Below are 23,657 nucleotides of genomic sequence, written 5' to 3' on the forward strand. Positions count from 1 at the left end.
ATGGGCGCACCGAACGTCACCGCACTCAAACTGAAACGCCAATCCCGGTTGTTGGAAGTGACTTTCGCCAACAACAACCACTTTGTGTTGAGCAGCGAACTGCTGCGGGTGTGCTCACCATCGGCCGAGGTTCACGGCCATGGCAATCCGGTGTTAGTGACCAACAAGCGGCTGGTCAACATCGACAAGATCGAACCGGTTGGCAACTACGCGGTAAAACTGCACTTTGACGATGGCCACAACACCGGCATCTACAGCTGGGATTACCTGCATGAACTGGGGCGCAACCAAGCGACTCACTGGGACAACTACCTGAGTCGCATCAAGGCCGCCAAAGCCAGTCGTGAACCACTGATCGACATCGCGGTACAGTTCCACGACGCCAGCGAACCTCGATCCTGATCAACAGAGGGCACCATCCAAGGTGCCCTTTTCAATTAGTGACTGATATTTATGGCTAAAATCACATATCACTTTTGGAATAATACCCATAAAGTGATAGTTAACACGGTTTTTGAAAAAACAAAGCGATAGATTGATTACTGGGGAATCTCACACTTTCCCGAGCCAGAACTAGAGCTTGATCCCATTCACACTTATCACTGATTGACCAAGTTTTTCCCGCTACCTACCCTATTGGCCACTGGATGACAGTGTCGCTTGTGACTGTGAGGTAGCCGCAGGTGACGACATCCACATGATGAATATCGACATTTGCGAATTGTAGGGGACAACAATGTCTTTACGTAACCTGATCAAGCCAGGCATGGGCCTGGTTGCGGTTGGTCTGGTGATCGGCGCTTTGGGCTTCTGGGGCACCCAGAACATCCTGCACGCCACCAGCTCTGACGCATTCTGTATGACCTGTCACGCGCAGCACTCTCTGAAAGATGAAGTGATGGCGTCCGCTCACGGCAACAACGCCATGGGCATCGTAGCTCAGTGTCAAGACTGTCACTTGCCACCAGGCCAGATCGACTACTTGGTTAAGAAGATCATCGTATCCAAAGACGTTATCGGCTACCTGACCATCGACGGTTTTGAGACCCAAGAGTGGCTGGAAGAGAATCGTAAAGAGCAAGCCGAGCTGGCTCGCGATTACATTCGCAGCATCGACTCTGCGTCATGCCAGAGCTGTCACACCAACATCTACGAGAACCAGCCAGAAGCGATGAAGAAGATGGCGAAGCGTATGCACGCTAAGAACTTCGAAAAAGCGCCGGAAGATCGTAAGACCTGTATCGACTGTCACAAAGGTGTGGCGCACCCATACCCACGTTAATCGATCGCCGTCGATAGCGAAAAACCTCAACTTCGGTTGAGGTTTTTGCGTTGTAGTTTATTAACGCGGTGCGTCTTGGCACACACCGTGACTCAAAAGAAGAACACCAATGTCTTTACGTAATCTTATTAAACCAGGCATGGGCCTGGTTGCCGCTGGTCTGGTAATCGGCGCTTTGGGCTTCTGGGGCACCCAGAACGTGCTGCACGCCACCAGCTCTGATGCCTTCTGTATGACTTGCCACTCTAATCACTCACTGAAAGATGAAGTGATGGCATCGGCTCACGGCAACAACGCCATGGGTATCACCGTACAATGTCAGGACTGTCACTTGCCACCAGGTCAGATCGACTACCTTGTGCGCAAAATCATCGTATCTAAGGATATCATCGGCTACCTGACCATCGACGGTTTCAACACCCAAGAATGGCTGGATGAAAACCGTAAGCAACAAGCGGATCTGGCACTGAAATACTTCCGCTCTAACGACTCCATCAGCTGCCGTACTTGTCACACCAACGTGTACGAGAACCAGCCAGAAGCGATGAGCAAGATGGCCAAGCGCATGCACACCCGTAACTTTGAAAAGGCAGCCGAAGATCGCAAGACCTGTGTTGACTGTCACAAAGGCGTAGCGCACCCATACCCACGTTAATCGGCTAGCCGCTTAACCGACTCACAAACCCAGCTATCGCAATCCGATGCTGGGTTTTTTAATGGCTTCATTCCACCTGAACTAACGGCACCACTTGGCCATTGCTGTAGTCGCTTTCCACTACCCGATTACGCCCTTGCTGCTTGGCTTTATACAAGGCGCGGTCCGCTTGATGGATCAGATCCGCCATCCCGGCACATTGGCGCGGCTGCAAATTGGCAATACCGATACTGATGGTGATCCGCTCGACCTCCGGCAAACCGCCATGGTGCAAATTAAGATCACTCACCGCCTGCAAGCAATGCTGCGCTAATTGCAGTGGCTTATCGGTATCGGGCAGCACCATCGCAAACTCCTCACCGCCATAGCGCGCCAACAGATCGTTGCTGCGCCGGCATTGCTGCGCCAAACAACTGGCCACCTGTTGCAAACAACGATCACCAGCAATATGGCCATGACGATCGTTGTAAGCCTTAAAATAATCGACATCGATCATCAATAGCGCGACCTGACCGCCATGCCGATGGCAGCGTTGCCATACCTGCTTTAACGCTTCGTTAAACGCCCGCCGATTGGCCACCCCCGTCAACGGATCGGTTTTCGCCAGTTCCGACAAGCGACAGTTGGCCGCATTCAACTCTGCGGTTTTGCGCTGTAATTTCTTATACACCCGCGTCGAACGACGCAACAACAATAGACAATACAGACAGAAAATCGTCGCCATCGAAGTGCCGCCAAGCAGCATCAACATCGGCAACATCGAGACTTGCTCACGCCAGTAACCATCAGCAGCGACCGCCTGCAATTGCCAGCGCCGCCCCCAAATATCCGGCAACTGCAATTGATAGCTTAACGATTCGCTTAGCTGCTGCGCGTGCGCTAATGGTGCAGCAAAAATCTGTTGGCTGTGGCCACTGTCACTGACGTCAGTCAGGGTCAATTGCAGATGGGCACTGTCTCGATACAGCGCCGAACGGGCAACGATGTCACCGATGCGATAGACCGCCAACACAAATCCCAATAGCTGCTGACGGCGAGCACTGACGGTGCGTGGGTTACCGCGATAGATAGGCAGAAACGCTAAGATCCCCTGTTGCTGACCTTGGGCTTGAACTAGGTTAATGCTGGCACTGGCCAGCGGCTGGCCAGTATCTTGCGATTGCTGCAGGGTTTGCATCCGTGTTTGGTTCGACGCCAAATCAAACCCCAGTGCGGCTTCATTGCCTTGCAGCGGCACCACATAGGCCACAGGAAAGTGAACCGCGCGCTCCGCTGCCACCACCATCCGCCCCTGGCTTTGGCGTTGGGTGATTTGAAAATCCGGGTAGTGCTGACGATTGTGCTGCTGCCAAGTTTGCCGCTGTTCAGCAGTGATCTTGGGGATCCACTCCAACGCATGGATATCTGGATGACGGGTTAAGATTTTCTCCGCCTCGCGGTTGAAGTCAGCAAAGCTGGGCTGACCTTGGGCAAACAACACCGATAGCGCATGCAGCCCTTCTAGATTAAGGCTGATGTCACGATGCAACGCCAGTGCCCGTTCACGAATATCCAACTCAAATTGCTGCTGTAAACTTCGCTGCTGACCCTGTTGCAGTAACCACATCACCGACCCGGAAACCGCGACTCCGACAAGCCAAATAGTGGCAATTCCCGCCATAGCGGTGTTTGGCAATAGCCACGATTGCCGTGTTATTGATTGTTCTGCAGGCAATGTCGATATCCTTATCGCTAACACCCTGAGAAACCAATAACAATAGTCTATTTGCTGGACGCGATTTAAATACCCTTGATAAAAGTCAGTCACTCCGCCACGGACGAATGCTAAAATGCGGCCAATTAATCGATACGAGGTTGTTATGAAATATCGCCACAGCGGCTTTACCCTAGTGGAATTGATCGTGGTTATTATTATCTTAGCGATCTTGGCAGCGGTAGCATTGCCACGCTATCTCGACCTGCAAGACGACGCCGTTGAAGCGGAGCTCCGCAGCGAATTTGCCGCCTTTATTGCCGCCACTAAGTTGTACCACGCCGGCTGGATTGCAGCGGGTCACAGCGGTGCCATCGATGCACTTCCCAATTTTGGTGCAGGCAATGTCAGCTCGACCAATAACGGGTGGCCATTTGGGGTTGATGTCAGCTACGCCGACAATAAGCGCTGGGATGGTTGTTTGAGTCTTTGGCATGGCCTAATCGACAGCGAATTAACCATCGAAGGGGTAGACAGCAACAATCCAGTCGTTGGCATCGATTCCGACATCGGTATGACTTACAGCGACAACACCTGCATCTACATCAGTCGCTACTTCATTGGTAAGCGCCCATTGACCCTGCAACTGACCTACGACCATCAGACTGGTCAATCACAGATCTCAGAAGTCGAATACAAGAGTTGATCGCCCAGCGACAACGAGCGAGTTTGATCTACAGCAAGCCATTCGCGCCCACACTCAGGTAAATAAAAGGTCTAACATTTTGCCTGAGTGTCGCCGATGGAACGCTTACAACAACAATTTCAACACGCAAAACACGCCGTAACCCAGCTACCGAAAACACTCGATAGCGCCAGCAAGCTGCGTCTGTACGGCTTACACCAACAGGCGTTAATCGGAGATTGCAACAAACCGGTACCGGCGCCGTGGGATGCGGTCGCCTTTGCCAAGTATGGCGCTTGGCACGACTTAAAAGGCATGACCACCGAACAGGCGATGCGGCTTTACATTGAACTGGTGGAGAAACTACAGCACCAGCATATTCGCCACTGACTATCGGCTCATCAAAGTTACAGTCGCTCGCGGCGGGAGTGGCGATATTGCCGCTGCGCCTCTTCCGATTCTGGCAACTGTTGCCATAGACCGTCAGTGGGATCACTGTCATCTTGCTCATAGCGGTAGCGTTTGCGCGTCGGTTGCGGATCGCGACGAGCAAACCACAGCGCCGCTAATACCCCGCCGACCGCACCGAATAGGTGCGATTCAAACGAGATCCCAGGATCTTGCGGTAGCACCCCATAAACCATGCCGCCGAACAGCAAAAAGGCCACCATCATCAAGCCGATAGAACGCAGATCCCGGCGCAGCAAACTGCTAATCAGCAAAAAGAAAAACACCCCATGGGTCAACCCGCTGGCGCCAAAGTGATAGCTGGGACGACCGGCCAGCCATACCCCAATCCCCGCCGCCAGCCACACCAGCAATAACACCCTGCCACGGCTGTGTGGATAACCGAAATAGAGCGCGCTACCAAGCACCAACACCCCGGTGCTGTTGGCCGCCAAGTGTTCGGCTGAGCCATGAATCAAGGGAGCAACAACAATGCCGACCAACCCAAAGGTTTGTCGTGGGTAGATACCATATTGATACAGCGACCAGTCAAAACTCCAGTCCAACAACCAGATCAGCCACAGCAAGCACACCACCATCGCGCTCAATTGCAGCCCCTGCTTCAGCGGCAATAGGGCATTGCTGATCCGGTCCATAAGCTGCTCCATCGTCGGTTGCGACATAAACAAACTGGTTAATTAGACCTTGGGGTGGGTTGCACAATTTCAAGTAACCGACACCACCGCGCTGTCCTCAGACAGCCGTCGGATCTTGTCGCCCATCATTTGAAAGATCACCGCATGGGCGGGCAACATCGCCCACCAGTACAGCAATCCTGGCGCGCCAGCCGGATGCCACCAGCATTTCACCGTCAGCTCGGTTTGCTGCTGTTGTGGCCGCAGAGTAAAGGTTAGCCCGCCCATCCCCGGCGCCTTCATACCAAAATGCAGGGTTAACTTGGTCGGCTCATCGCACTCGGCCACTCGCCACGAATCGATGCGATCACCCAGTTGCAGATGGAATGGATCACGACGGTAGTAATTGCGTCCTTCGCCACCGATCATCGCATCCATCAGTTCGCGGATCCGCCACAGAGGGTCAAGCGCAAAGTAACGCGGTTTGGCGCCGATCTGACACAGCTGTTGCCACACCTGCTGTGGTGTTGCGTCGATCAACACGGTCGCCTGTTCGGTCTTGGGGTAAAAAGCAAAGTTAGGCTGCCAGCGCCGTTTTAACAGAGCGCTAAGGCTGGGATCTTGCGCCAATAAATTGCCCTGTTCCTGCGTTAACGCCACGCTTATCGCTTCATCAAAACTCAATAGCCGTTTCGGAAAACGCTGCCTTAGCGGCAGATCGTCCACCAGCAAATCCTGCTTCAACCCACCGATCAACGCTTTGGCTATGCCATCGGGCACGGAGGTGATAAATCGCAACCAGTGGCTGGAAAGATCGGGACTGAGCAGCGGTACTTGGATGATTTTGATCGACTTGCCGAGCTTGTTAGCCAAACGCTGCATCATCTGCTCGTAGCTTAAAACCTGGGGCCCGCAGGCATTTAAGATCTGGCCATCGCACTCATCGGTTTGCGCCAGCAGCTGCAGATAGAACAGCAGATCGTCCAAGGCTATCGGCGCCATTTTCGATCGCACCCAGCGCGGGGTGATCATCAGCGGCAGGTTGCTTACCAGATCTCGCATCACCTCAAACGCCGCTGATCCCGGGCCAATGATCACCGGCGCCCGCAGCTCTACCACCGGCACCCTCCCCTGACGCAAGATTTCACCGGTTTCGGTACGACTACTTAGGTGGGTCGATTGCGCCCCATCGGGGCACACCGCACCAAGGTAGATAATCCGTTTTACCCCAGCATCTGCCGCCGCTGCCGCCAAATTACGCGCGCCATCGGCCTCGCGCCGTTGATAATCTCGGCCTTCGGTCATCCCATGGACAAGGCAATAGACCACATCGATGTCCGCTAATGCTGCCGGTAAGGTGCTTGGCACCAGCAGATCCGCCTGCACCCGTTGATGCTGTTGCCATGCACTGCGATTTAGTAAGGCCGGCGTACGACTGGCCAAGCGCAGGGGGTGACCGTTGCGCTGTAACTGCGCCACCAAGTTACTGCCAACAAAACCACTGGACCCAAGAATCAACACCCGCTCCATACCGTCCCCTTGTCTGATCACCACCATAGGATTACGGCCAACCGCAATCACTTGATCATTAGGGCACAACCGCGGCGGTTGCGAACTTATTTGCGGCACCAGTGCGGTAACTTCGGTTTTTGCGCAAGGCTAGCAACTACTTGCGGTTAATAGGCGGTGGCCCATTTATGCTGCCATGAATCCGGCAGTTTCGCCGGCTGCCAAGCTTGTTGGCATAGGCCATCGATATCACCCCAATCGCCAGCCAGTAGCCACCGCACTAAAGTATCTGCCACCGGCGGATAACCGATTGGCTCGATGCTTGGCGCAGCTAACCAGGTATTAACGGCAGTGACCTCTAAACGATTGATCACCGTCGCCACTCCCAACAGTTCCAATGCCAAAGCGTTAGACAGTTGCTCAAACTGACCTTGCAGCGGCTTAAGCAGCAATTTTTTACCAAGCACTAACGCTTCTGAGGCCAGTTCAAAACCCGCCGAGGCGATCACTCCGGCACAAGCGCGCAGCTCTGCGGCGAAGCCATCTCGACTGAAGCCATGCCACTGCACATGAGGGCCGCACGCGACATTAGGTTGGCTGCCATGAAACACCGAGAAACGCTGCTGTGGCAGCGCATTCAGTAGCGCCACAATAGCATCGGCATGCTCAAATGGCAGATACACCAACACTCGACCACTGCACCGTGACGCTGCCGTTATCGGTTCGACAAACGGCGGCAACAACTGACAGCCAAAATGGTGCCAATGGCAGCCAAGCGCCACCGTTGCTGGGGCAAAGTAACGCAAAATCAGTTGGTTCAGCGGACTGTCGCCGGTTATCGGCACCGCTTGCAAAAACGCATTTTGATGGCTGATGCCGATGCAAGTCAGTTGCTGTCGCCTAGCCGCCCAGGCGCTGATCGGCTCAAAGTCGTTCAACACCAGATCGTAACGGCTGAGGTCAAGTTGTTGAATGTCACGCCAACAGCGCCACAGGTTGTTATTCAGCGCGGTTGCCGCCAATTGGATCTGGCCATTGCTGGTGGCGAAGGTCAGTCCTTGATAACAGCGAAAATCACCAAACGGCTGCAGCCGATCGCGGCCGGAAAACAGGTAGTCCACCTCAATTCCCGCTCGCGCCAACGCCGGAGCCACCACTCGCGCTCGAGTTAGATGGCCGTTGCCTGTGCCCTGCACCCCATAAAGGATCCGCATGTTAATGTTGCCCCATAAGCCAAAAGCTCAGTTGCGCTGCCAACATTCCCAGCAACGCCCCCGCTAACACATCACTAAGATAATGCACTCCCAATACCACTCTGGATAACGCCACCAGAGCAGCCCATGCAAATGCCAGTAGCATGAGTGGCGGCCAGTACCACCCTAGTAACGAGGCAAAAAGCACGGCGGCGGCACTGTGGCCAGAAGGTAGACTGAACTGATCGTGCGGTTTAAACAGCAGCACGACATCGCTGAGCGCATGGCAGGGGCGCGCCCGTTTCAAGGTGTTCTTCAGCAGCCAATACAGTGGCAACTCAATCGCGAAGGCGATCAGCGCTAACTGCAAAAACAACCGACCGTGGTCGCCGCCGAGCAACGCCAGCAGCAGCGTCAACAACAGATAGCCGCCGCCATCGCCACTGAGCGACAACCAACGCGCCCCCGTGCGCCACCAGTTAAGCTGCGGTAAATGCTGCAGTTGCCGCATCAGCGCCTGATCCCAATGGTCCAATTGTCGCCACATTGGTTGGCCTCCAGCTTGTTGCGATTACTGCACCAAGCGTGGCCAGCGGCAGTGACAATCCGGTGACAACTCGGCGACAAGTTGGTGATCCTCGGCCATGGTGGTCTCGGTTTCAGCTTTGGCTGGATTCACCATCAGCAAATGCCTCGGGGGTCGCAACCGCAAACCCCTGCACCCCATCAACCCCAAGTTGCCATAAGCGCTGAGCCAATTGCGGCTGTTCAACCTGCTGCGCTATCACTTGCATGCCGCGGCTGTGGGCTGTGGCGACCATCAACTCCAGCAGGTCATCGTGGTCGTGTGCCTGGATTAACATCTTGGTATAGCTCGGATCGAGCTTGATCCCAGCCAGTCCATGGCGATTTAACAGCGCCATGCTGACTGGCGTGACGTTATCCAACCACAGTTGCGCCCCGTGGCTGCTGAGCTTATCGATAAAACGCTGACAACCATCCAGATCAAGTTGCAACGCCCGCTCTGGGATCTCCAACTGCAGTCGCCGCCAATGCGGCGCCAGCAACCGTTGCAAGCGACCCGCCATCAATGGATCGAGCACCGATTCGGCAGTCAGGTTGCAACTGAGCCGCGACGGCCACTGCGACTGCCGCGCCAGCACCTGTTCCAGCACCCACAGATCCAACTGCTGCTGACACTGCTGGCGCATCACCAGCGCCAGCACCGGCGCTGGATTAAACCAGCGCTGGCCATCACTAAAGCGCGCCAAAAGCTCGTGATGTAGCACGCTGCCATCGCTTCGCTGCGCCGCTTGCAACAACAACTTAGGCGGGGTCGCCAAAATTCGCTGTAACTGCTGCGGCTGAGACGCCAACTCGGCAGCAGTACTGGCTGGCGACAGCAGCTGAAACACACTGACGCCGGTGCATGCCAACGCCTCGGAAAACGCTTGTTCCAGACGCTGCTGCAACTGTTGCAGCGGTTGTTGATGCCGATAATCACAGCCCGCCAGCAGTAATCGCTGACCACCGGCTTGGCGCAACAACACGCTTAATCGCTGCCGCACCGGCTGCTCCAGCGCCGCCACATCCGCCGACGTAACCCCAGCAAACAGCAGGGCAAACTCGGCCGTTGCCACTCGATACGCTTTGCCATAAGGCAGTTGCAGCGCCCACTGCTGCAACTGCTCTGCGATTTTTTGCAATAGCCCCTGCTCGGCACCTACCCCGGCGCGCAGTACCACCTGATCCAGCCCAGTCAGGTGCAACCGCAGCACCACCCCAGTTTGATATTCGCGATCATTAAGCGCCTGCTCGAGTTGCTGCAGATACAAGCGGTGGTTGCCTAAACCGGTCACCTCATCATGCAACGTACGTTTACGTAACCGTTCTAACCGCGCCAACTGCTGTTTAAACTGCGCCTCACTGTTATCCACCATCTGGTTCATCGCTCGCACCAATGAGGCAACCTCGCGGATGTAGGGGACGTGGCGCTGGCGCAGATAGCGATGACGATGTAACCCTTTGGCTTGTCGCTCAGCCAACTGCAATGGCCGCAGCACCCCTTTGAGCAACAGCAACCACAGCAACATGCCCGCCACCACCAGCAAAAATTGCGCCAGCAGCCACTGCAGAGTTTGCCGCCACAGGAACGCCGCTGCCGCATCCGTGCTCGGTTGCCAGACCAAGGTGGCTTGAGGGAACGACTGCTCGGTCTTGGAAAAATCAAAAGCGACCATCAGCTGAAACCAGCGAGGCAATGATTGGCGTGGCTCGCTCGCGGTGGCTTCCAACCGATGCTGCGGCAGGCGCAGGCCGAGGTGGTGAAATCGCTGTTGCTCTACTTGGCGCTGCAGTTCAGCCTGGATGGCTTGATAGTCGCGCGCTTGCAATGCTGGCTGAAGCGCTTGATACAACAAGGCCGCACGTTGCTGTGCCTGTTGCTGCAACTGCGCTTTAAGAAGATGTTGGCTGCCATTGAAGCTCAAGGTCAGTTGCACACTGCTTTGCACCACCATCAGTGCCAGAAATCCCCAAAACAGAAGCTTAAATAAGGTCAAACTGCCCTCCATGGCACCGATACCGATGGTGATAGCAGTTCGCCAAGCGGTAACACCACGGTCGCAAGCACATTATTGGGTTAGCTCAAAGGTTTGCTATTTGGCCGTTTTGGTTGCCTGCCTTAAGAGTGTAGACTGTGACCAATTTTGCGGATGTAACCACAGGAACACCCCAGCATGGCCGACCAAGGCGATAACAAAACCCATTTTGGCTACCAAAGTGTAGAGGCGGACAAAAAGGCCGATTTGGTGGCCGACGTTTTCCACTCGGTAGCGTCCAAATACGATCTGATGAACGATGTGATGTCCTTCGGCGTGCACCGTTACTGGAAGCGTTTCACCATTGAATGCGCAGCGGTTCGTCCGGGCATGCGCATTTTGGACTTGGCCGGTGGCACCGGTGATCTGACCGCCAAATTTTCCCGCTTAGTGGGCGAACAGGGCGAAGTGGTGTTAGCCGACATCAACGAATCAATGCTCAAGGTCGGCCGCGCCAAACTGCAAGATCGCGGCATTGTTGGCAACGTTAATTACGTTCAAGCCAACGCCGAAGCACTGCCGTTTCCCGACAACTACTTCGACGTGATCACCATCGCCTTTGGTCTGCGTAACGTTACCGACAAAGCCAAAGCGCTGCGGTCAATGCAACGGATCTTAAAGCCAGGCGGCAAGCTGCTGGTGCTGGAGTTCTCTAAACCACTGAACCCCGTTATGCAAAAGGCTTACGACTTCTACAGCTTCCAAGTGATCCCGCGGATGGGCTCGATGATCGCTGGCGACGCCGATTCGTACCGCTATCTGTCGGAATCGATCCGCATGCACCCGGATCAGGAAACCCTCAAAGGGATGATGTTGGAAGCCGGTTTTGACCAAGCGGATTACGTCAATATGACCAACGGTGTGGTAGCGCTACATCGCGGTTACAAGTACTAAATCAACGCCACGGGCTCGCTGATATCAGATAGAGCCCGTTCGCTTTTGCACACTCGGACGGATCCATGCAGTTTGCGACCCTGTTAGCCGGAGCAGTCGAAACGGCTCTGGCCAAGCTGTTAACCCAGCACCCCAACCCCCAACCGCTAACTCAATGGCGTGGTCAGGTGATCCACCTACAACTGCAACCGCTGCCAGTGCCACTCTATTTGGTGATGACCGATCCGGTTCAGGTCTACAGCCGTTATGACGGCGAACTTGATTGCTCGCTGATCGTCACCATCAGCGCACTACAACAGCTAAAGCAAGGCACCAACCTGACCGAGTTGGCGCAAGCTGGCGAGATCTATATCGATGGCGATCTCAAGCTGGCTGGGCAACTGGCTAACCTGCTGGCGGCGATCGAACCGGATCTGGCCGAACCACTGTCTAAGGTGGTTGGCGGTGCCATGGCGCACCGCTTGGATCGATTTGGCCGCAACCTATTTAATCGCGCCAGCGACGACCTAAAGCGCCTGCAACAGCACAGCCGTCAGTTTGTTCGCGATGAACTGCAACCAGGGGTAACCACCCCAGAGCTGAACCAATTTGCCGAGCAAGTAAGCCAACTTGAACAACGAGTAACGGCACTGCGGCAACGACTGGCCAAGCACGAGGGCAAACCATGCCATTAACAGCGCTGCGCCGCGGTTACACCATCGCCAAAACCTTCCGCCAATACCAACTGTTAGATGTTCTGCCCGCCGCCCAACAACCGCGACCACTGCGCTGGCTGGATAGCGCGCTGTTCTGGGTTGGCCGCAAACACTCAGAGCAACCGTTGCCACAACGGGTCAAGCTGGCGCTGCAGACTCTGGGGCCGGTGTTTATCAAGTTCGGGCAGATGCTCTCGACCCGCCGCGATCTGCTTAACGATGAGTTGGCCGAGGCGCTGGCGCAGCTGCAAGATCGCGTTCCACCGTTTGCCAGCCATGAGGCCAAACAGCGGATCGAAGCGGCGCTCGGCGCGCCGATCGAGCAGTTCTTTATCGACTTCGACGCCGAAGCGCTGGCCTCGGCCTCGGTTGCCCAAGTGCATAGCGCCAAGCTCAAACACAGTGGCGATGAGGTAGTGCTGAAGGTGATCCGCCCCGGGATCGAGGCAGTGATCAACAGCGATCTGCAGCTGATGTTACTGGCAGCCAAGCTGGTGGCCGCAACTCGTGTAGGCAAACGGCTGCATCCGGTGGAAGTGGTCAGCGATTATCGCCGCACCATCTTGGCCGAGTTGGATCTAACCCGTGAGGCCCACAACGCGATGCGCGTTGGCGCCAATTTTTCCGGTTCCGATGCGCTCTACGTACCCAAGGTGTACGACCAATTCAGCCATAAAGACCTGCTGGTGGTCGAGCGGATCTACGGCATTCCCGTGACCGACATTGAGGCGCTGAACGCGGCCGGTACCGACATGAAAAAGCTGGCGGAACGTGGCGTTGAAGTGTTCTTTACCCAGGTATTTCGCGACAACCTATTCCACGCCGATATGCATCCGGGCAACATCTTTATCGACGTTAGCGATCCGAGCGATCCAAACTACATCGGCATCGATTACGGCATCGTCGGCCAATTGTCGGAACAAGACAAAAGCGACATGGCAGCGATTTTTCTGGCGTTCTTCCGCCACGATTATCAGCGACTGGCGCAGGTGTTTCTGACGACCGGCTGGGTCGATCGCAACGCCGACATCCACGAGTTTGAGTTCGCCTTACGGAAGGTATTTCAACCACTGCAGAACCAACCGCTGGGCAACATCAGTTTTGGGCACGTGCTGGTTAGCCTATTTCGCACCGCCCACGAATTCGGCATGGTGGTTAAGCCGCAACTGGTGCTATTGGAAAAAACCCTACTGTACGTTGAGGGCCTAGGGCGACAGCTGTACCCGCAACTGGATCTGTGGGCCACCGCTAAGCCATACCTCGAGCATTGGCAAGCGCAGCGAGTCAGCCCCAAACAGCAATGGCAGCGATTGCAGGATCACGGCCCTGAAGCGATCGAAAAATTGCCGGAAATACCAGCCCTAATACATGAAAACTTACAACTTGGTGGCGAATTACTGCGTCAACCACAGCGAATTCTGGCCAGTTATATCGAACAACGGAAGCGACTGCACAAAAGCAGTTTGTTGTTCCATGGGGGCAGTGTTTTAGTGATCTCAAGCACAATCTTACTGGATAAAACCATTACAATCTGGCCTTCAATCGCTCTGGCAGCGGTTGGTGTTGTGGCTTGGTTTATTGCATGGCAGGTTAGAAAACCCGCATAAGCCACGGTAAGCTTATTCACTGGTGACTTATTTTTTCATCAGTTCAACCTACAAAGATGGAGCCATCAATGGGTAACTTTGGTATTTGGCAACTTTTGATCGTTGCTTTGATCGTCATTCTGCTGTTCGGAACCAAGAAACTGCGCGGCATCGGCAGCGATCTAGGCGGCGCGGTAAAGGGCTTTAAGAAAGCCATTGGCGATGAAGAAGCAAAAGCCGCAGACAACAAAGTGGCCGAGCAACCAGCCGTAGAAAAGCCAGCAGCGGACAAACCAGCTGCGGTAAAGACCGAAGCTGAGCAGAAAAAAGAACAGGCGTAATCCCCAATGTTCGATGGATTCGGCTTTTTTGAAATCGTTCTAACCTGTGTCATCGGTTTGGTGGTACTAGGGCCAGAGCGTCTGCCTGTGGCAGTGCGCACCGTTTCCCGTTGGTTTACCACCGTTAAGCGGATGGCCAGCTCGGTTCGCACTGAGTTGGAGCAAGAGCTGAAGATTGAACAGCTGCAAGCGGATCTTAAAAAAGCAGAGTCAAAAGGACTTGCGGATCTGGATCCAGAACTGCAAAAGTCGATCGAGCAGCTGCGCGAAGCGGCTGCTTCGGTTAACCGTCCTTACGCCACTGATGACAGCAGCGCAGCCTCCCCAGCCGCCGCTGATGCAACTGCTACGGCCGCTCCTGCGCCAGCAGCAGAGGCGCCTAAGGCTTCTTCCAGCTCGCCAGCAAAAGATTAAACCATGTCTGATCAACAACCGCTTATCAGCCATCTGATGGAGCTACGCACTCGCTTACTGCGAGCTGTCGGTTCCATCTTGTTGGTGTTCGCCTGCTTGGCTTACTGGGCCAACGACATCTACAACTATCTGTCACAACCACTGTTAGGGGTGATGCCAGAATCAGCTTCGATGATTGCGACTGAGGTGGCTTCGCCATTCTTCGCGCCATTCAAGCTGACGTTAGTGTTGTCGTTTTTCATCGCTATCCCGGTAGTGCTTTATCAGGCGTGGGCATTTATTGCTCCGGGCTTGTACAAGCATGAAAAACGGTTGGTGATGCCACTGCTGTTCTCCTCGACCATTCTGTTCTACGCCGGTATCGCCTTTGCGTACTACTTGGTGTTCCCAGTGGTGTTTGGCTTCTTCACCAGTGTCGCCCCAGAAGGGGTGCAGATCGCCACTGACATCAACAGCTATCTAAGTTTTGTGCTTAAGCTGTTTTTTGCCTTTGGTGTGGCTTTTGAGATCCCAATCGCGGTAGTGTTGCTGTGCTGGACCGGCGCCACTAGCGTCGAAAGCTTAAAAGAGAAACGGCCATATATCATTGTCGGTGCTTTTGTTATCGGCATGGCCCTAACCCCGCCAGACGTGATCTCACAGACCATGCTGGCGGTGCCGATGCTGCTGTTGTTTGAAGCCGGCTTGGTGTTTGCCCGCATGTACCAGCCAAAAGACGACGAAGAAGAGGAGCAGAGCGACGCCGAAGAACGCGCCTAAGGTGCACTCGCCGTGGTTAGGGTAACAATCTACGTTACGCCACGGAGGGATTCATGCGTTATCTACCCCTATCGATGGCGGCGCTGCTTCTAAGCAGCGCCGCTTTTGCATCTAGCGCCGGTTGCCAAAGTCAAAGCAGCCATAGCGACCGCCTCGCCTGTTACGATCAGATGGCCGACGCCATCAGCAGCTGCCAAAGCAAAAGCGACAAGCTAGAACGGTTGGAATGCTACGACAACATCAACAGCCTCGTTCGCGACGCCTTTAGCCGACCCGCACCACAGGCAACAACGACTTCCACCACTGCCACTACGATAGCCCCTGAAGTCGATGCCGAGGCTCGCTTTGGTAACGAAAACAAAGCCATTGCTGCCAGTAAAACGCTGGATGCGATCAGCGCCACGGTGGAAAAAATCGCTAATGATCCTTATGGCAAATGGACCTTAACCCTCACCAATGGCCAGCGCTGGAAACAAACCGACAGCAGTAACCTTAAAGTACGCCGTGGCGACAGCGTCACCATCGAACGCGCCTCACTTGGATCGTTCCTGCTTAGCCGCGAGGGCAGCAACAAACGGGTTCGGGTAAAACGCCTGTAATCGCAATCTATCTGGTGTGGTGGTTGGCCGCGAATGCCGCCGCCATGCCAGCCAAAGTTTCAGCGCCAACCATCAAAAGCTTGAACCAGATCTGTAAACAAATCGTTTTGTTTGTGGGTGATCTCAGTTCAACATTAACGCCTTTTGCTAACATGCTCCGATAGACAGCAACGCACTGTCACCCTTGCGCTCGCATAGGGACACTTTATCAACAAGGAGCTAACTGTGAGTCCAGTTATTGGAGCCTTCCCACGTCGTCGTATGCGTCGTGCCCGTAAAGCCGAATTTTCCCGTCGCCTGATGGCTGAGAACACCATCAGCGCCGCCGATCTGATCTACCCGGTGTTTGTGCTGGAAGGTGAAAACCGCCGCGAAGCGGTGCCATCGATGCCGGGGGTTGAGCGCAAGTCGATTGACCTATTGCTGGAAGAAGCCAAAGAGCTGGTCGAGCTGGGCATTCCTGCGGTGGCACTGTTCCCAGTAACCCCTGAAGAGCAAAAATCCTTGGGCGCGGAAGAGGCTTACAATCCACAAGGCTTGGCACAACGTGCTGTGCGGGCGCTGAAAGCGGCCTTCCCTGAACTGGGCGTTATCACCGACGTAGCACTGGACCCATTCACCACCCATGGCCAAGATGGCATCATCGACGAAGACGGCTACATCCTTAACGACATCACCACCGAAGTGCTGGTACAGCAGGCGCTGTCCCACGCTGAAGCCGGTGCCGATATCGTTGCCCCATCCGATATGATGGATGGCCGCATCGGCGAGATCCGCGATGCGCTGGAAGTCGCCGGTCACGTCAACACTCAGATCATGGCTTACTCCGCCAAATACTCCTCCAGCTACTACGGCCCATTCCGTGATGCGGTCGGCTCTGCTGGTAACCTTGGCAGTGGCAACAAGCACACCTACCAAATGGATCCGGCCAACTCCGATGAAGCGATTCAGGAAGTGGCGATGGACATCGAAGAGGGTGCCGATTACGTGATGGTGAAACCGGGGATGCCTTATCTGGACATCGTTCGCCGCGTTAAGACCGAACTGCAGGTACCGACCTTCGCCTACCAAGTTAGTGGCGAGTACGCGATGATCAAAGCCGCCGCCCAAAACGGCTGGCTGGATGAGAAGAAAGTGGTGATGGAAGCGCTGATGTGCTTCAAGCGTGCCGGTGCCGACGGCGTGCTGACCTACTTCGCTAAAGATATCGCCCACTACTTAAAAGACGCGCAATAATCGCAAGCGATTGATCAATATCACGGCGAGCCAAGCTCGCCGTTTTTAATTGTAACTTTCCCAGCCATGGATGGTCTTATCGACACTGAAACCGTGGAGTACGTTACCATGCGTCGATTAATGCTAACCGCCCTACTCAGCCCCCTGCTGATCGCCCCAACCTATGCCGACAGCGGCTGTGGTTTTCAAACCGGCGAGCGTTCAACGGGGCTGTTTGCCACCTGCACCAAAGAGGACAGTGAAGTGATTTTGACCGGTCTACTGAATGCCGAGCAATTGGCTCAACAACCTGACTACCAAGCCGAATATGACCGCTACCAGCCTGAAAATGCGGTAATCGCCAAACTGCAGCAGCTGTCGCTGCCTACCGAAATTGTGGTGATTTTAGGGACCTGGTGTCCAGATTGTCATCGCGAAACCCCACGTCTTGCCAAAGTACTGGCCGAGACCGCCAACCCACAGCTCAAAGTCAGCTACATTGGCGTAGATCGCGACAAACAAGATGCCGACGGCCTCGCCGCCGACTACGACTTTACCCGTATTCCGACCATCATCGTCATGCAGGGCGGTAAAGAGATTGGCCGCATCATCGAGCGCACCACCCACAGCACCGAACTGGATCTACTGGATATCGTAAGCCAGTAACGCGATAAGGTTTGCAGACAGCTTTGCCTGCCCGAAAGAACAACAAAAGGTCGCCAAGGCGACCTTTTGCTTTATCTAACGCTGCCCCGAACAACACTGATTAGTATTCGCCTCCGGCGGGAAAGGGTTCCACCCTTTTCAATCCCAAATGCCTCCAACACGGCGAAATCCCTTCGCTCCTTGTGCTGCTCCTTTCGGCACTGCGCGGATTCATCATCCCTGATTTAGCCGCACACTTCGGCCATCCATGGCCTCCGGCCTCAATACGCAGCACACCACTCAGCGCCGCGAGTCGGCAAAAGCCAGTTGGCGCAACCGTTACAGTAAAACTGCTGACGTTTCTGTTTCCGATGAGGGTAAATCGGAGCGCTCTAAGCCGACTAGTTGACGCCGAGTGAAACCGCAAACGCAGCGGCGAGCCGAGGGCAGGATGCCCGAGAGGCCCGTGAAGGCATGGATGCCGCCTCGGACCGGTGCTGCCGCGAAGTGCGGTGAGAACGAGGGGCTGTCGTCAACCTTGGAGGCGAAGGGGAATCCAAAGGGGCGAAGCCCCGTGGCCGCCGGAGGCAAAAGCTACAAAGTGCAGCGGTGCTACAACAAGTCGAGACTCCAACCTGCCAACCAACAATCCCGCGAACCCGTTCGCGGCTACCGATTGCGGTGAGAACGAAGGGCTTTCGTCAACCTTAAAGGCGCTCAACTTCCTGCTCAATGCGCGGGCTCTTGGGTATGGCGTACAGCATGAATGCTCAGAAACAATAAAGGCCGCCGAAGCGACCTTTTGATTTCTCTAACTGTCGGCTCTAGTGGAGCCAAGCAAGCATTAGATGTGGAACTTGCGGGATTGCTCGTGTACAGCCTTGATAAAGGCGCCAGCGTGCTCTGGATCAGCGAACTGATGGATGCCGTGGCCCAAGTTGAAGACGTGACCTTCACCGTGGCCGAACTCACCTAGGATACGCTCAACTTCCTGCTCAATGCGCGGGATTGGCGCGTACAGCATGGATGGATCCATGTTGCCCTGCAGTGCAACCTTGTGACCAACACGCTGACGAGCGTCGTGCATGTTAACGGTCCAGTCCAGACCAACCGCGTCACAACCAGTTGCAGCGATCGCTTCCAACCATTGACCACCGCCTTTGGTGAACAGTACCACTGGCACTTTACGGCCGTCGTGATCACGGATCAGGCCATCAACGATCTTGTGCATGTAACGCAGCGAGAACTCTTCGTAAGCTGGGCCAGACAGCACGCCGCCCCATGAGTCGAAGATCTGCACCGCTTGCGCACCGGCTTTGATCTGGGCGTTCAAGTACAGAATTACTGAATCGGCCAACTTATCCAGCAGCAGGTGCAGCATCTGTGGCTCAGCGAACGCCATCTTTTTGGTCTTAGCGAAATCTTTCGAGCTGCCGCCCTCAACCATGTAGGTCGCCAGAGTCCATGGTGAACCGGAGAAACCGATCAGCGGCACTTCGCCTTTCAGTTCACGACGGATGGTGCGTACCGCATCCATCACGTAACCCAGCTCTTGCTCTGGATCTGGAATTGGCAGCGCTTCAATGGCAGCCATGTTGTCAGCCAGCTTTTGGAAACGTGGGCCTTCGCCGGTTTCAAAGTACAGACCCAGACCCATCGCATCAGGAATGGTCAGAATGTCGGAGAACAGAATGGCGGCGTCCAGCTCGTAACGACGCAGTGGTTGCAGGGTTACTTCGCAGGCCAGCTCAGGGTTCTTACACAGGCTCATAAAGTCGCCCGCCTGAGCGCGAGTCGCGCGGTATTCTGGTAGGTAGCGACCGGCTTGGCGCATCATCCACACTGGGGTCACATCAACTGGCTGACGCAGCAGCGCGCGCAGGTAGCGGTCGTTCTTCAGTTCTGACATCTGTTCTAATCCAATAACAGCAATACAAAACCACTTCGCGGGGTTGATTGGTCACAGTGTCAGGTTCGCGCTACAGAGACTGTTATTCCTGCGAACTCGGCTAGGCCAAAAAACCGAATGCGAATGGCATAAGCAAAAAGTGGCAGCCATTGTAGCACCGAGGTTAGCAATTGATACGAAGCGGGCGTGAAGCCCGCCACAAATTCACGAGTTAGCAGTGATTTGTTTCTCATTTCTCACCATTGACCCACACAGATGCCACAGTGACGTAACACACACTTTTACCAATCGGCGCTCAAGCACCAGCTTAAAGTTATTTTATTTCATAAACTTAGCACCGAATCATTGCGATTATTTCGCCACGAATGCTGAATCGAAATCGCCCAACAGCAACTGCCTTAAAGCCAGCTAAAGTGGAATGACCCAAATCACAAATTCACAACAAAAAACCGTTGATCGATCGCTACCGAGCAACTTAAATTGGATAAACAAAAACCAATTACCGAGGGAGACGGCAAGATGCTGAGCAAACTAGAACAAGCTGTCGATGCGTGGGGCGGCGCCAGTAAACTGATCGATCAGTGGCTGGAAAGCCGACGTCAATTGCTGGTCAGCTATTGCCAGCTTGCCGGGTTGCCCCCCTATCAAAATGAACAACGCACCTTGCCCGACGAGCAAACCATCAAACAATTTTGTGGCTTGCTGATGGATTACGCCTCCGCTGGTCATTTTGAGGTGTACGACCAGGTCGCTGCCGCCTGCGACACCAATGGCGCGCAAAGCCGTAAGCTGGCTGAAGAGCTGATCCCGAAAATCAATCTTTGCACTGATGTCGCCCTCGATTTTAACGACCGTTACACCAACGGCCTCAGCGATGAGCAACTGGTGTCTCTGGATCAGGATCTGTCCAAGCTTGGGCAGGCGATGGAGGAACGATTTGCGCTGGAAGATCAGATGCTGGAAACCATCTACATCCACCATCCAGAAACCCAAGCGTCCTAACTTCCCTACCGACAGCAACCAAAAAGCCCCGCTCTCGCGGGGCTTTGTTATTGGCCGACAGATACGTGGCACCGAAAAATCGACGCCACAGTCAGCGATCAGGCCGGTTGCTGCAAAATCACCTCACCGGCTGGCTTGGTGTAATGCTCCATCTGATGGAAGTTGAGGTAACGATAGGTGTCCGCCGCTTGCGAGTCGATCACCTTGGCGTACTCCAAGTATTCCTCCACCGTCGGCAGTTTACCCATGATTGACGATACCGCCGCCAGCTCTGCTGACGCTAAGTAGACATTGGCGCCAGTGCCTAAACGGTTCGGGAAGTTACGGGTCGAGGTCGATACCACAGTGGCGTTATCCGCCACCCGTGCTTGGTTACCCATACACAGTGAACAGCCCGGCATCTCAGTGCGCGCCCCAACTTTACCGTAGATGCCGTAGTAACCTTCGTCGGTTAACTGCTTGGCGTCCATCTTGGTTGGCGGTGCTACCCACAGTCGGGTTGGCAATGCTCCTTTGTGCTCGTTCAACAGCTTACCAGCGGCACGGAAGTGACCGATGTTGGTCATGCACGAACCGATAAACACTTCATCGATCTTCTCGCCCTGCACTTCGGATAGCAGCCGTGCGTCGTCCGGATCGTTTGGCGCACACAGAATCGGCTGGTTGATCTCAGCCAGATCAATTTCGATCACTTCGGTGTACTCAGCATCGGCATCCGCCTGCATCAGCTCTGGCTTGGCCAGCCAGTTTTGCATCGCTTGAATGCGGCGTTCGATGGTACGACGGTCACCGTAACCTTCAGCGATCATCCATTTCAGCATCACGATGTTGGACTGCAGGTATTCAGAGATCGAAGCTTCCGATAGCTTAATGGTACAACCGGCGGCAGAGCGTTCCGCCGAAGCGTCGGACAGTTCAAACGCTTGCTCAACGGTCAGATCTTCCAGACCTTCAATTTCCAGCACTCGACCAGAGAAGATGTTCTTTTTGCCTTTCTTCTCGACCGTCAGCAGCCCTTTTTGAATAGCGTAATACGGGATAGCGTGCACCAAATCGCGCAGGGTGATCCCCGGCTGCATCTTGCCTTTAAAGCGCACCAGCACTGATTCCGGCATATCCAACGGCATCACCCCAGTGGCCGCCGCAAATGCCACCAGACCGGAGCCGGCAGGGAATGAGATCCCCAGCGGGAAGCGGGTGTGGGAGTCACCACCGGTACCAACGGTATCCGGCAGCAGCATCCGGTTCAGCCACGAGTGGATCACGCCATCACCCGGACGCAGCGAGACCCCACCACGGTTCATAATGAAGTCAGGTAAGGTCGCATGGGTGTTTACGTCCACCGGCTTAGGATACGCGGCGGTATGGCAGAACGACTGCATGGTCAAGTCGGCAGAGAAGCCCAAACACGCCAAGTCTTTCAGTTCGTCACGGGTCATTGGTCCAGTGGTGTCCTGCGACCCCACGGTAGTCATCTTCGGCTCACAGTATTGGCCAGGACGCACCCCAGTCACACCGCAGGCTTTACCCACCATCTTCTGCGCCAAGGTGTAACCCTTGCCACTGTCGGCGACATCTTGCGGACGACGGAATACCTCGGACGCCGCCAACCCCAGCGCTTCGCGAGCGCGATCGGTCAAACCACGGCCGATGATCAATGGGATACGACCGCCAGCGCGCACTTCATCCAGCAGCACGTCGGTCTTCAGGCTAAATTCGGAGATCACCGCACCGGCTTGGTTTTTAACGATGCCTTCATAGGGGTAGACCTCAATCACATCGCCCATCGCCATCTCATCCACCGGCATCTCGATTGGCAGAGCACCGGCGTCTTCCATGGTATTGAAGAAGATCGGCGCAATCTTGCCGCCGAAACAGAAACCGCCAGCACGCTTGTTTGGCACAAATGGGATGTCGTCGCCCATAAACCACAGCACCGAGTTGGTGGCGGATTTACGGGAAGAGCCGGTACCCACCACATCACCAACGTAAACCACTGGGTGACCTTTGGCTTTCAGTTGTTCAATCAGTTTTACTGGGCCCACTTCGCCAGCCACGTCAGGCTCAATGCCATCGCGGGCGTTTTTCAGCATCGCCAACGCATGCAGTGGGATATCAGGGCGTGACCAAGCGTCAGGCGCCGGTGACAAGTCATCGGTGTTGGTTTCACCGGTGACCTTAAATACAGTCAGGGTGATCTTCTCTGCCAAGGTTGGCTTAGAGGTGAACCATTCGGCGTTGGCCCAAGATTCCACAACCTGCTTGGCCACCGCGTTACCGGCTTTCATCTTCTCTACCACATCGTGGAAAGCATCGAACATCAGTAGCGTGTGCGACAGCGCTTCAGCGGCGATTGGCGCTAGGGCATCGTTGTCCAGCGCGGCAATCAGTGGTTCGATGTTGTAACCACCCTGCATAGTACCAAGCAGCTGAATTGCTTTTTCAGCACTGACCAGCGGCGAGCTCACCTCGCCTTTGGCGATGGCGGCCAAGAAACTGGCTTTAACGTAGGCGGCTTCATCCACACCCGGTGGGATACGGTTTTCCAACAGATCCAGCAGGAACGCCTCTTCACCGGCAGGCGGGGTTTTAATCAGTTCAATCAGATCAGCGGTTTGCTGAGGATCCAGGGGCTTGGGGACAATGCCCTGTTCGGCACGTTCTGCGACGTGTTGGCGGTAGGCTTCTAACACAATGACATTCCTCTTCATCTTGCAAGCTCACGACAAGCTGCACATCCTGTGAACCGACGCACGCAATCACCTTATCCGTGACCGACATCGCGCCTTAAGGTGGCGGCAGTATAGCGAGATTGGGGTCAATTTTGAATCAATGCTCAACTAAAGCGCCAGTAAACTTGATGTATGGCAACCGTTGCTATCGGCGATAATGACCATTC

Annotated in this window: 23 protein-coding genes; 15 read left to right on the plus strand and 8 right to left on the minus strand. The window is 54.8% G+C overall.

The window, feature by feature from the left end; genetic code table 11:
* The 3 genes from G506_RS0106530 (at position 1) to G506_RS0106540 (ending at position 1,937) form a co-directional block, all read left to right on the plus strand.
* Positions 1–402, plus strand: a complete 402-nt coding sequence (locus tag G506_RS0106530; protein ID WP_035387092.1) for a gamma-butyrobetaine hydroxylase family protein — start codon at positions 1–3, stop codon at positions 400–402.
* Between the two features lie 334 nt (positions 403–736).
* On the plus strand, positions 737–1,282 hold the full coding sequence (locus G506_RS0106535; protein WP_028116158.1) for a NapC/NirT family cytochrome c: 546 nt from the start codon (positions 737–739) through the stop codon (positions 1,280–1,282).
* Between the two features lie 109 nt (positions 1,283–1,391).
* Positions 1,392–1,937: a NapC/NirT family cytochrome c gene (locus G506_RS0106540; protein WP_028116159.1), complete on the plus strand. Its 546-nt coding sequence runs from the start codon at positions 1,392–1,394 to the stop codon at positions 1,935–1,937.
* 67 nt (positions 1,938–2,004) lie between these two features.
* Here G506_RS0106540 and G506_RS19075 read toward each other — a convergent pair whose 3' ends face one another.
* Positions 2,005–3,543 carry a diguanylate cyclase domain-containing protein gene (locus G506_RS19075; protein ID WP_051201959.1) on the minus strand — a complete coding sequence of 513 codons (1,539 nt, stop codon included), beginning with the start codon at positions 3,541–3,543 and terminating at the stop codon, positions 2,005–2,007.
* A 253-nt stretch (positions 3,544–3,796) separates the two neighbouring features.
* Here G506_RS19075 and G506_RS21245 point away from each other — a divergent pair, with 253 nt between their 5' ends.
* Both G506_RS21245 and G506_RS0106555 read left to right on the plus strand, forming a co-directional pair.
* Positions 3,797–4,336: a prepilin-type N-terminal cleavage/methylation domain-containing protein gene (locus G506_RS21245; protein ID WP_035387093.1), complete on the plus strand. Its 540-nt coding sequence runs from the start codon at positions 3,797–3,799 to the stop codon at positions 4,334–4,336.
* A gap of 96 nt (positions 4,337–4,432) precedes the next feature.
* The gene (locus G506_RS0106555; RefSeq protein WP_028116160.1) at positions 4,433–4,705 is read left to right on the plus strand and encodes an acyl-CoA-binding domain-containing protein; all 273 of its coding nucleotides are present in this window, start codon (positions 4,433–4,435) and stop codon (positions 4,703–4,705) included.
* A gap of 17 nt (positions 4,706–4,722) precedes the next feature.
* Here the strand turns inward: G506_RS0106555 and G506_RS0106560 are convergent, their stop codons facing one another.
* The 5 genes from G506_RS0106560 to G506_RS0106585 all read right to left on the minus strand — a co-directional run bounded on the left by G506_RS0106560 (position 4,723) and on the right by G506_RS0106585 (position 10,660).
* Entirely contained in the window at positions 4,723–5,418 is a 696-nt protein-coding gene (locus tag G506_RS0106560; protein ID WP_028116161.1) for a rhomboid family intramembrane serine protease, read from the minus strand.
* A 69-nt stretch (positions 5,419–5,487) separates the two neighbouring features.
* Positions 5,488–6,954, minus strand: a complete 1,467-nt coding sequence (locus tag G506_RS0106565) for a DUF2867 domain-containing protein (protein WP_205619481.1) — start codon at positions 6,952–6,954, stop codon at positions 5,488–5,490.
* A 119-nt stretch (positions 6,955–7,073) separates the two neighbouring features.
* Entirely contained in the window at positions 7,074–8,120 is a 1,047-nt protein-coding gene (locus G506_RS0106570) for an MJ1255/VC2487 family glycosyltransferase (protein ID WP_028116163.1), read from the minus strand.
* Between the two features lies 1 nt (position 8,121).
* The gene (locus G506_RS0106575; RefSeq protein ID WP_028116164.1) at positions 8,122–8,646 is read right to left on the minus strand and encodes a phosphatase PAP2 family protein; all 525 of its coding nucleotides are present in this window, start codon (positions 8,644–8,646) and stop codon (positions 8,122–8,124) included.
* A 112-nt stretch (positions 8,647–8,758) separates the two neighbouring features.
* Positions 8,759–10,660 (minus strand): EAL domain-containing protein, encoded by a 1,902-nt coding sequence (locus tag G506_RS0106585; RefSeq protein ID WP_169628079.1) that lies wholly within the window; start codon positions 10,658–10,660, stop codon positions 8,759–8,761.
* 177 nt (positions 10,661–10,837) lie between these two features.
* Here G506_RS0106585 and ubiE point away from each other — a divergent pair, with 177 nt between their 5' ends.
* From ubiE to G506_RS0106630, 9 genes are all read left to right on the plus strand, one after another.
* Positions 10,838–11,593: a bifunctional demethylmenaquinone methyltransferase/2-methoxy-6-polyprenyl-1,4-benzoquinol methylase UbiE gene (gene ubiE / locus G506_RS0106590; protein WP_028116166.1), complete on the plus strand. Its 756-nt coding sequence runs from the start codon at positions 10,838–10,840 to the stop codon at positions 11,591–11,593.
* Between the two features lie 65 nt (positions 11,594–11,658).
* Positions 11,659–12,267: a ubiquinone biosynthesis accessory factor UbiJ gene (locus G506_RS19085; RefSeq protein WP_051201961.1), complete on the plus strand. Its 609-nt coding sequence runs from the start codon at positions 11,659–11,661 to the stop codon at positions 12,265–12,267.
* On the plus strand, positions 12,258–13,895 hold the full coding sequence (gene ubiB, locus G506_RS0106600; RefSeq protein WP_028116167.1) for a ubiquinone biosynthesis regulatory protein kinase UbiB: 1,638 nt from the start codon (positions 12,258–12,260) through the stop codon (positions 13,893–13,895). Before G506_RS19085 ends, ubiB begins: the two co-directional genes overlap by 10 nt.
* A gap of 68 nt (positions 13,896–13,963) precedes the next feature.
* The gene (tatA, locus tag G506_RS0106605) at positions 13,964–14,215 is read left to right on the plus strand and encodes a Sec-independent protein translocase subunit TatA (protein WP_028116168.1); all 252 of its coding nucleotides are present in this window, start codon (positions 13,964–13,966) and stop codon (positions 14,213–14,215) included.
* 6 nt (positions 14,216–14,221) lie between these two features.
* Entirely contained in the window at positions 14,222–14,629 is a 408-nt protein-coding gene (gene tatB, locus G506_RS0106610) for a Sec-independent protein translocase protein TatB (RefSeq protein WP_028116169.1), read from the plus strand.
* A 3-nt stretch (positions 14,630–14,632) separates the two neighbouring features.
* Positions 14,633–15,388 carry a twin-arginine translocase subunit TatC gene (gene tatC, locus G506_RS0106615; protein WP_028116170.1) on the plus strand — a complete coding sequence of 252 codons (756 nt, stop codon included), beginning with the start codon at positions 14,633–14,635 and terminating at the stop codon, positions 15,386–15,388.
* 53 nt (positions 15,389–15,441) lie between these two features.
* A complete protein-coding gene (locus tag G506_RS0106620; protein ID WP_156904823.1) occupies positions 15,442–15,987 on the plus strand; it encodes a hypothetical protein in 546 nt (181 codons plus the stop codon).
* A 225-nt stretch (positions 15,988–16,212) separates the two neighbouring features.
* The gene (gene hemB, locus G506_RS0106625) at positions 16,213–17,223 is read left to right on the plus strand and encodes a porphobilinogen synthase (RefSeq protein WP_028116172.1); all 1,011 of its coding nucleotides are present in this window, start codon (positions 16,213–16,215) and stop codon (positions 17,221–17,223) included.
* Between the two features lie 108 nt (positions 17,224–17,331).
* Positions 17,332–17,868, plus strand: coding sequence for a thioredoxin family protein (locus tag G506_RS0106630; protein WP_028116173.1), 537 nt, complete (start codon positions 17,332–17,334; stop codon positions 17,866–17,868).
* An 823-nt stretch (positions 17,869–18,691) separates the two neighbouring features.
* Here the strand turns inward: G506_RS0106630 and hemE are convergent.
* A complete protein-coding gene (gene hemE, locus G506_RS0106635) occupies positions 18,692–19,756 on the minus strand; it encodes a uroporphyrinogen decarboxylase (protein WP_028116174.1) in 1,065 nt (354 codons plus the stop codon).
* A 519-nt stretch (positions 19,757–20,275) separates the two neighbouring features.
* Between hemE and G506_RS0106640 the strand changes: the two genes are divergently transcribed.
* A complete protein-coding gene (locus G506_RS0106640) occupies positions 20,276–20,758 on the plus strand; it encodes an Rsd/AlgQ family anti-sigma factor (protein ID WP_028116175.1) in 483 nt (160 codons plus the stop codon).
* A gap of 98 nt (positions 20,759–20,856) precedes the next feature.
* Here G506_RS0106640 and acnB read toward each other — a convergent pair whose 3' ends face one another.
* Positions 20,857–23,451, minus strand: a complete 2,595-nt coding sequence (acnB, locus tag G506_RS0106645) for a bifunctional aconitate hydratase 2/2-methylisocitrate dehydratase (protein WP_028116176.1) — start codon at positions 23,449–23,451, stop codon at positions 20,857–20,859.
* Positions 23,452–23,657: the final 206 nt, after the last annotated feature.

Origin of the sequence: Ferrimonas senticii DSM 18821 (genome assembly GCF_000422665.1) — a bacterium.
In the GTDB taxonomy this organism is placed as follows: domain Bacteria; phylum Pseudomonadota; class Gammaproteobacteria; order Enterobacterales; family Shewanellaceae; genus Ferrimonas; species Ferrimonas senticii.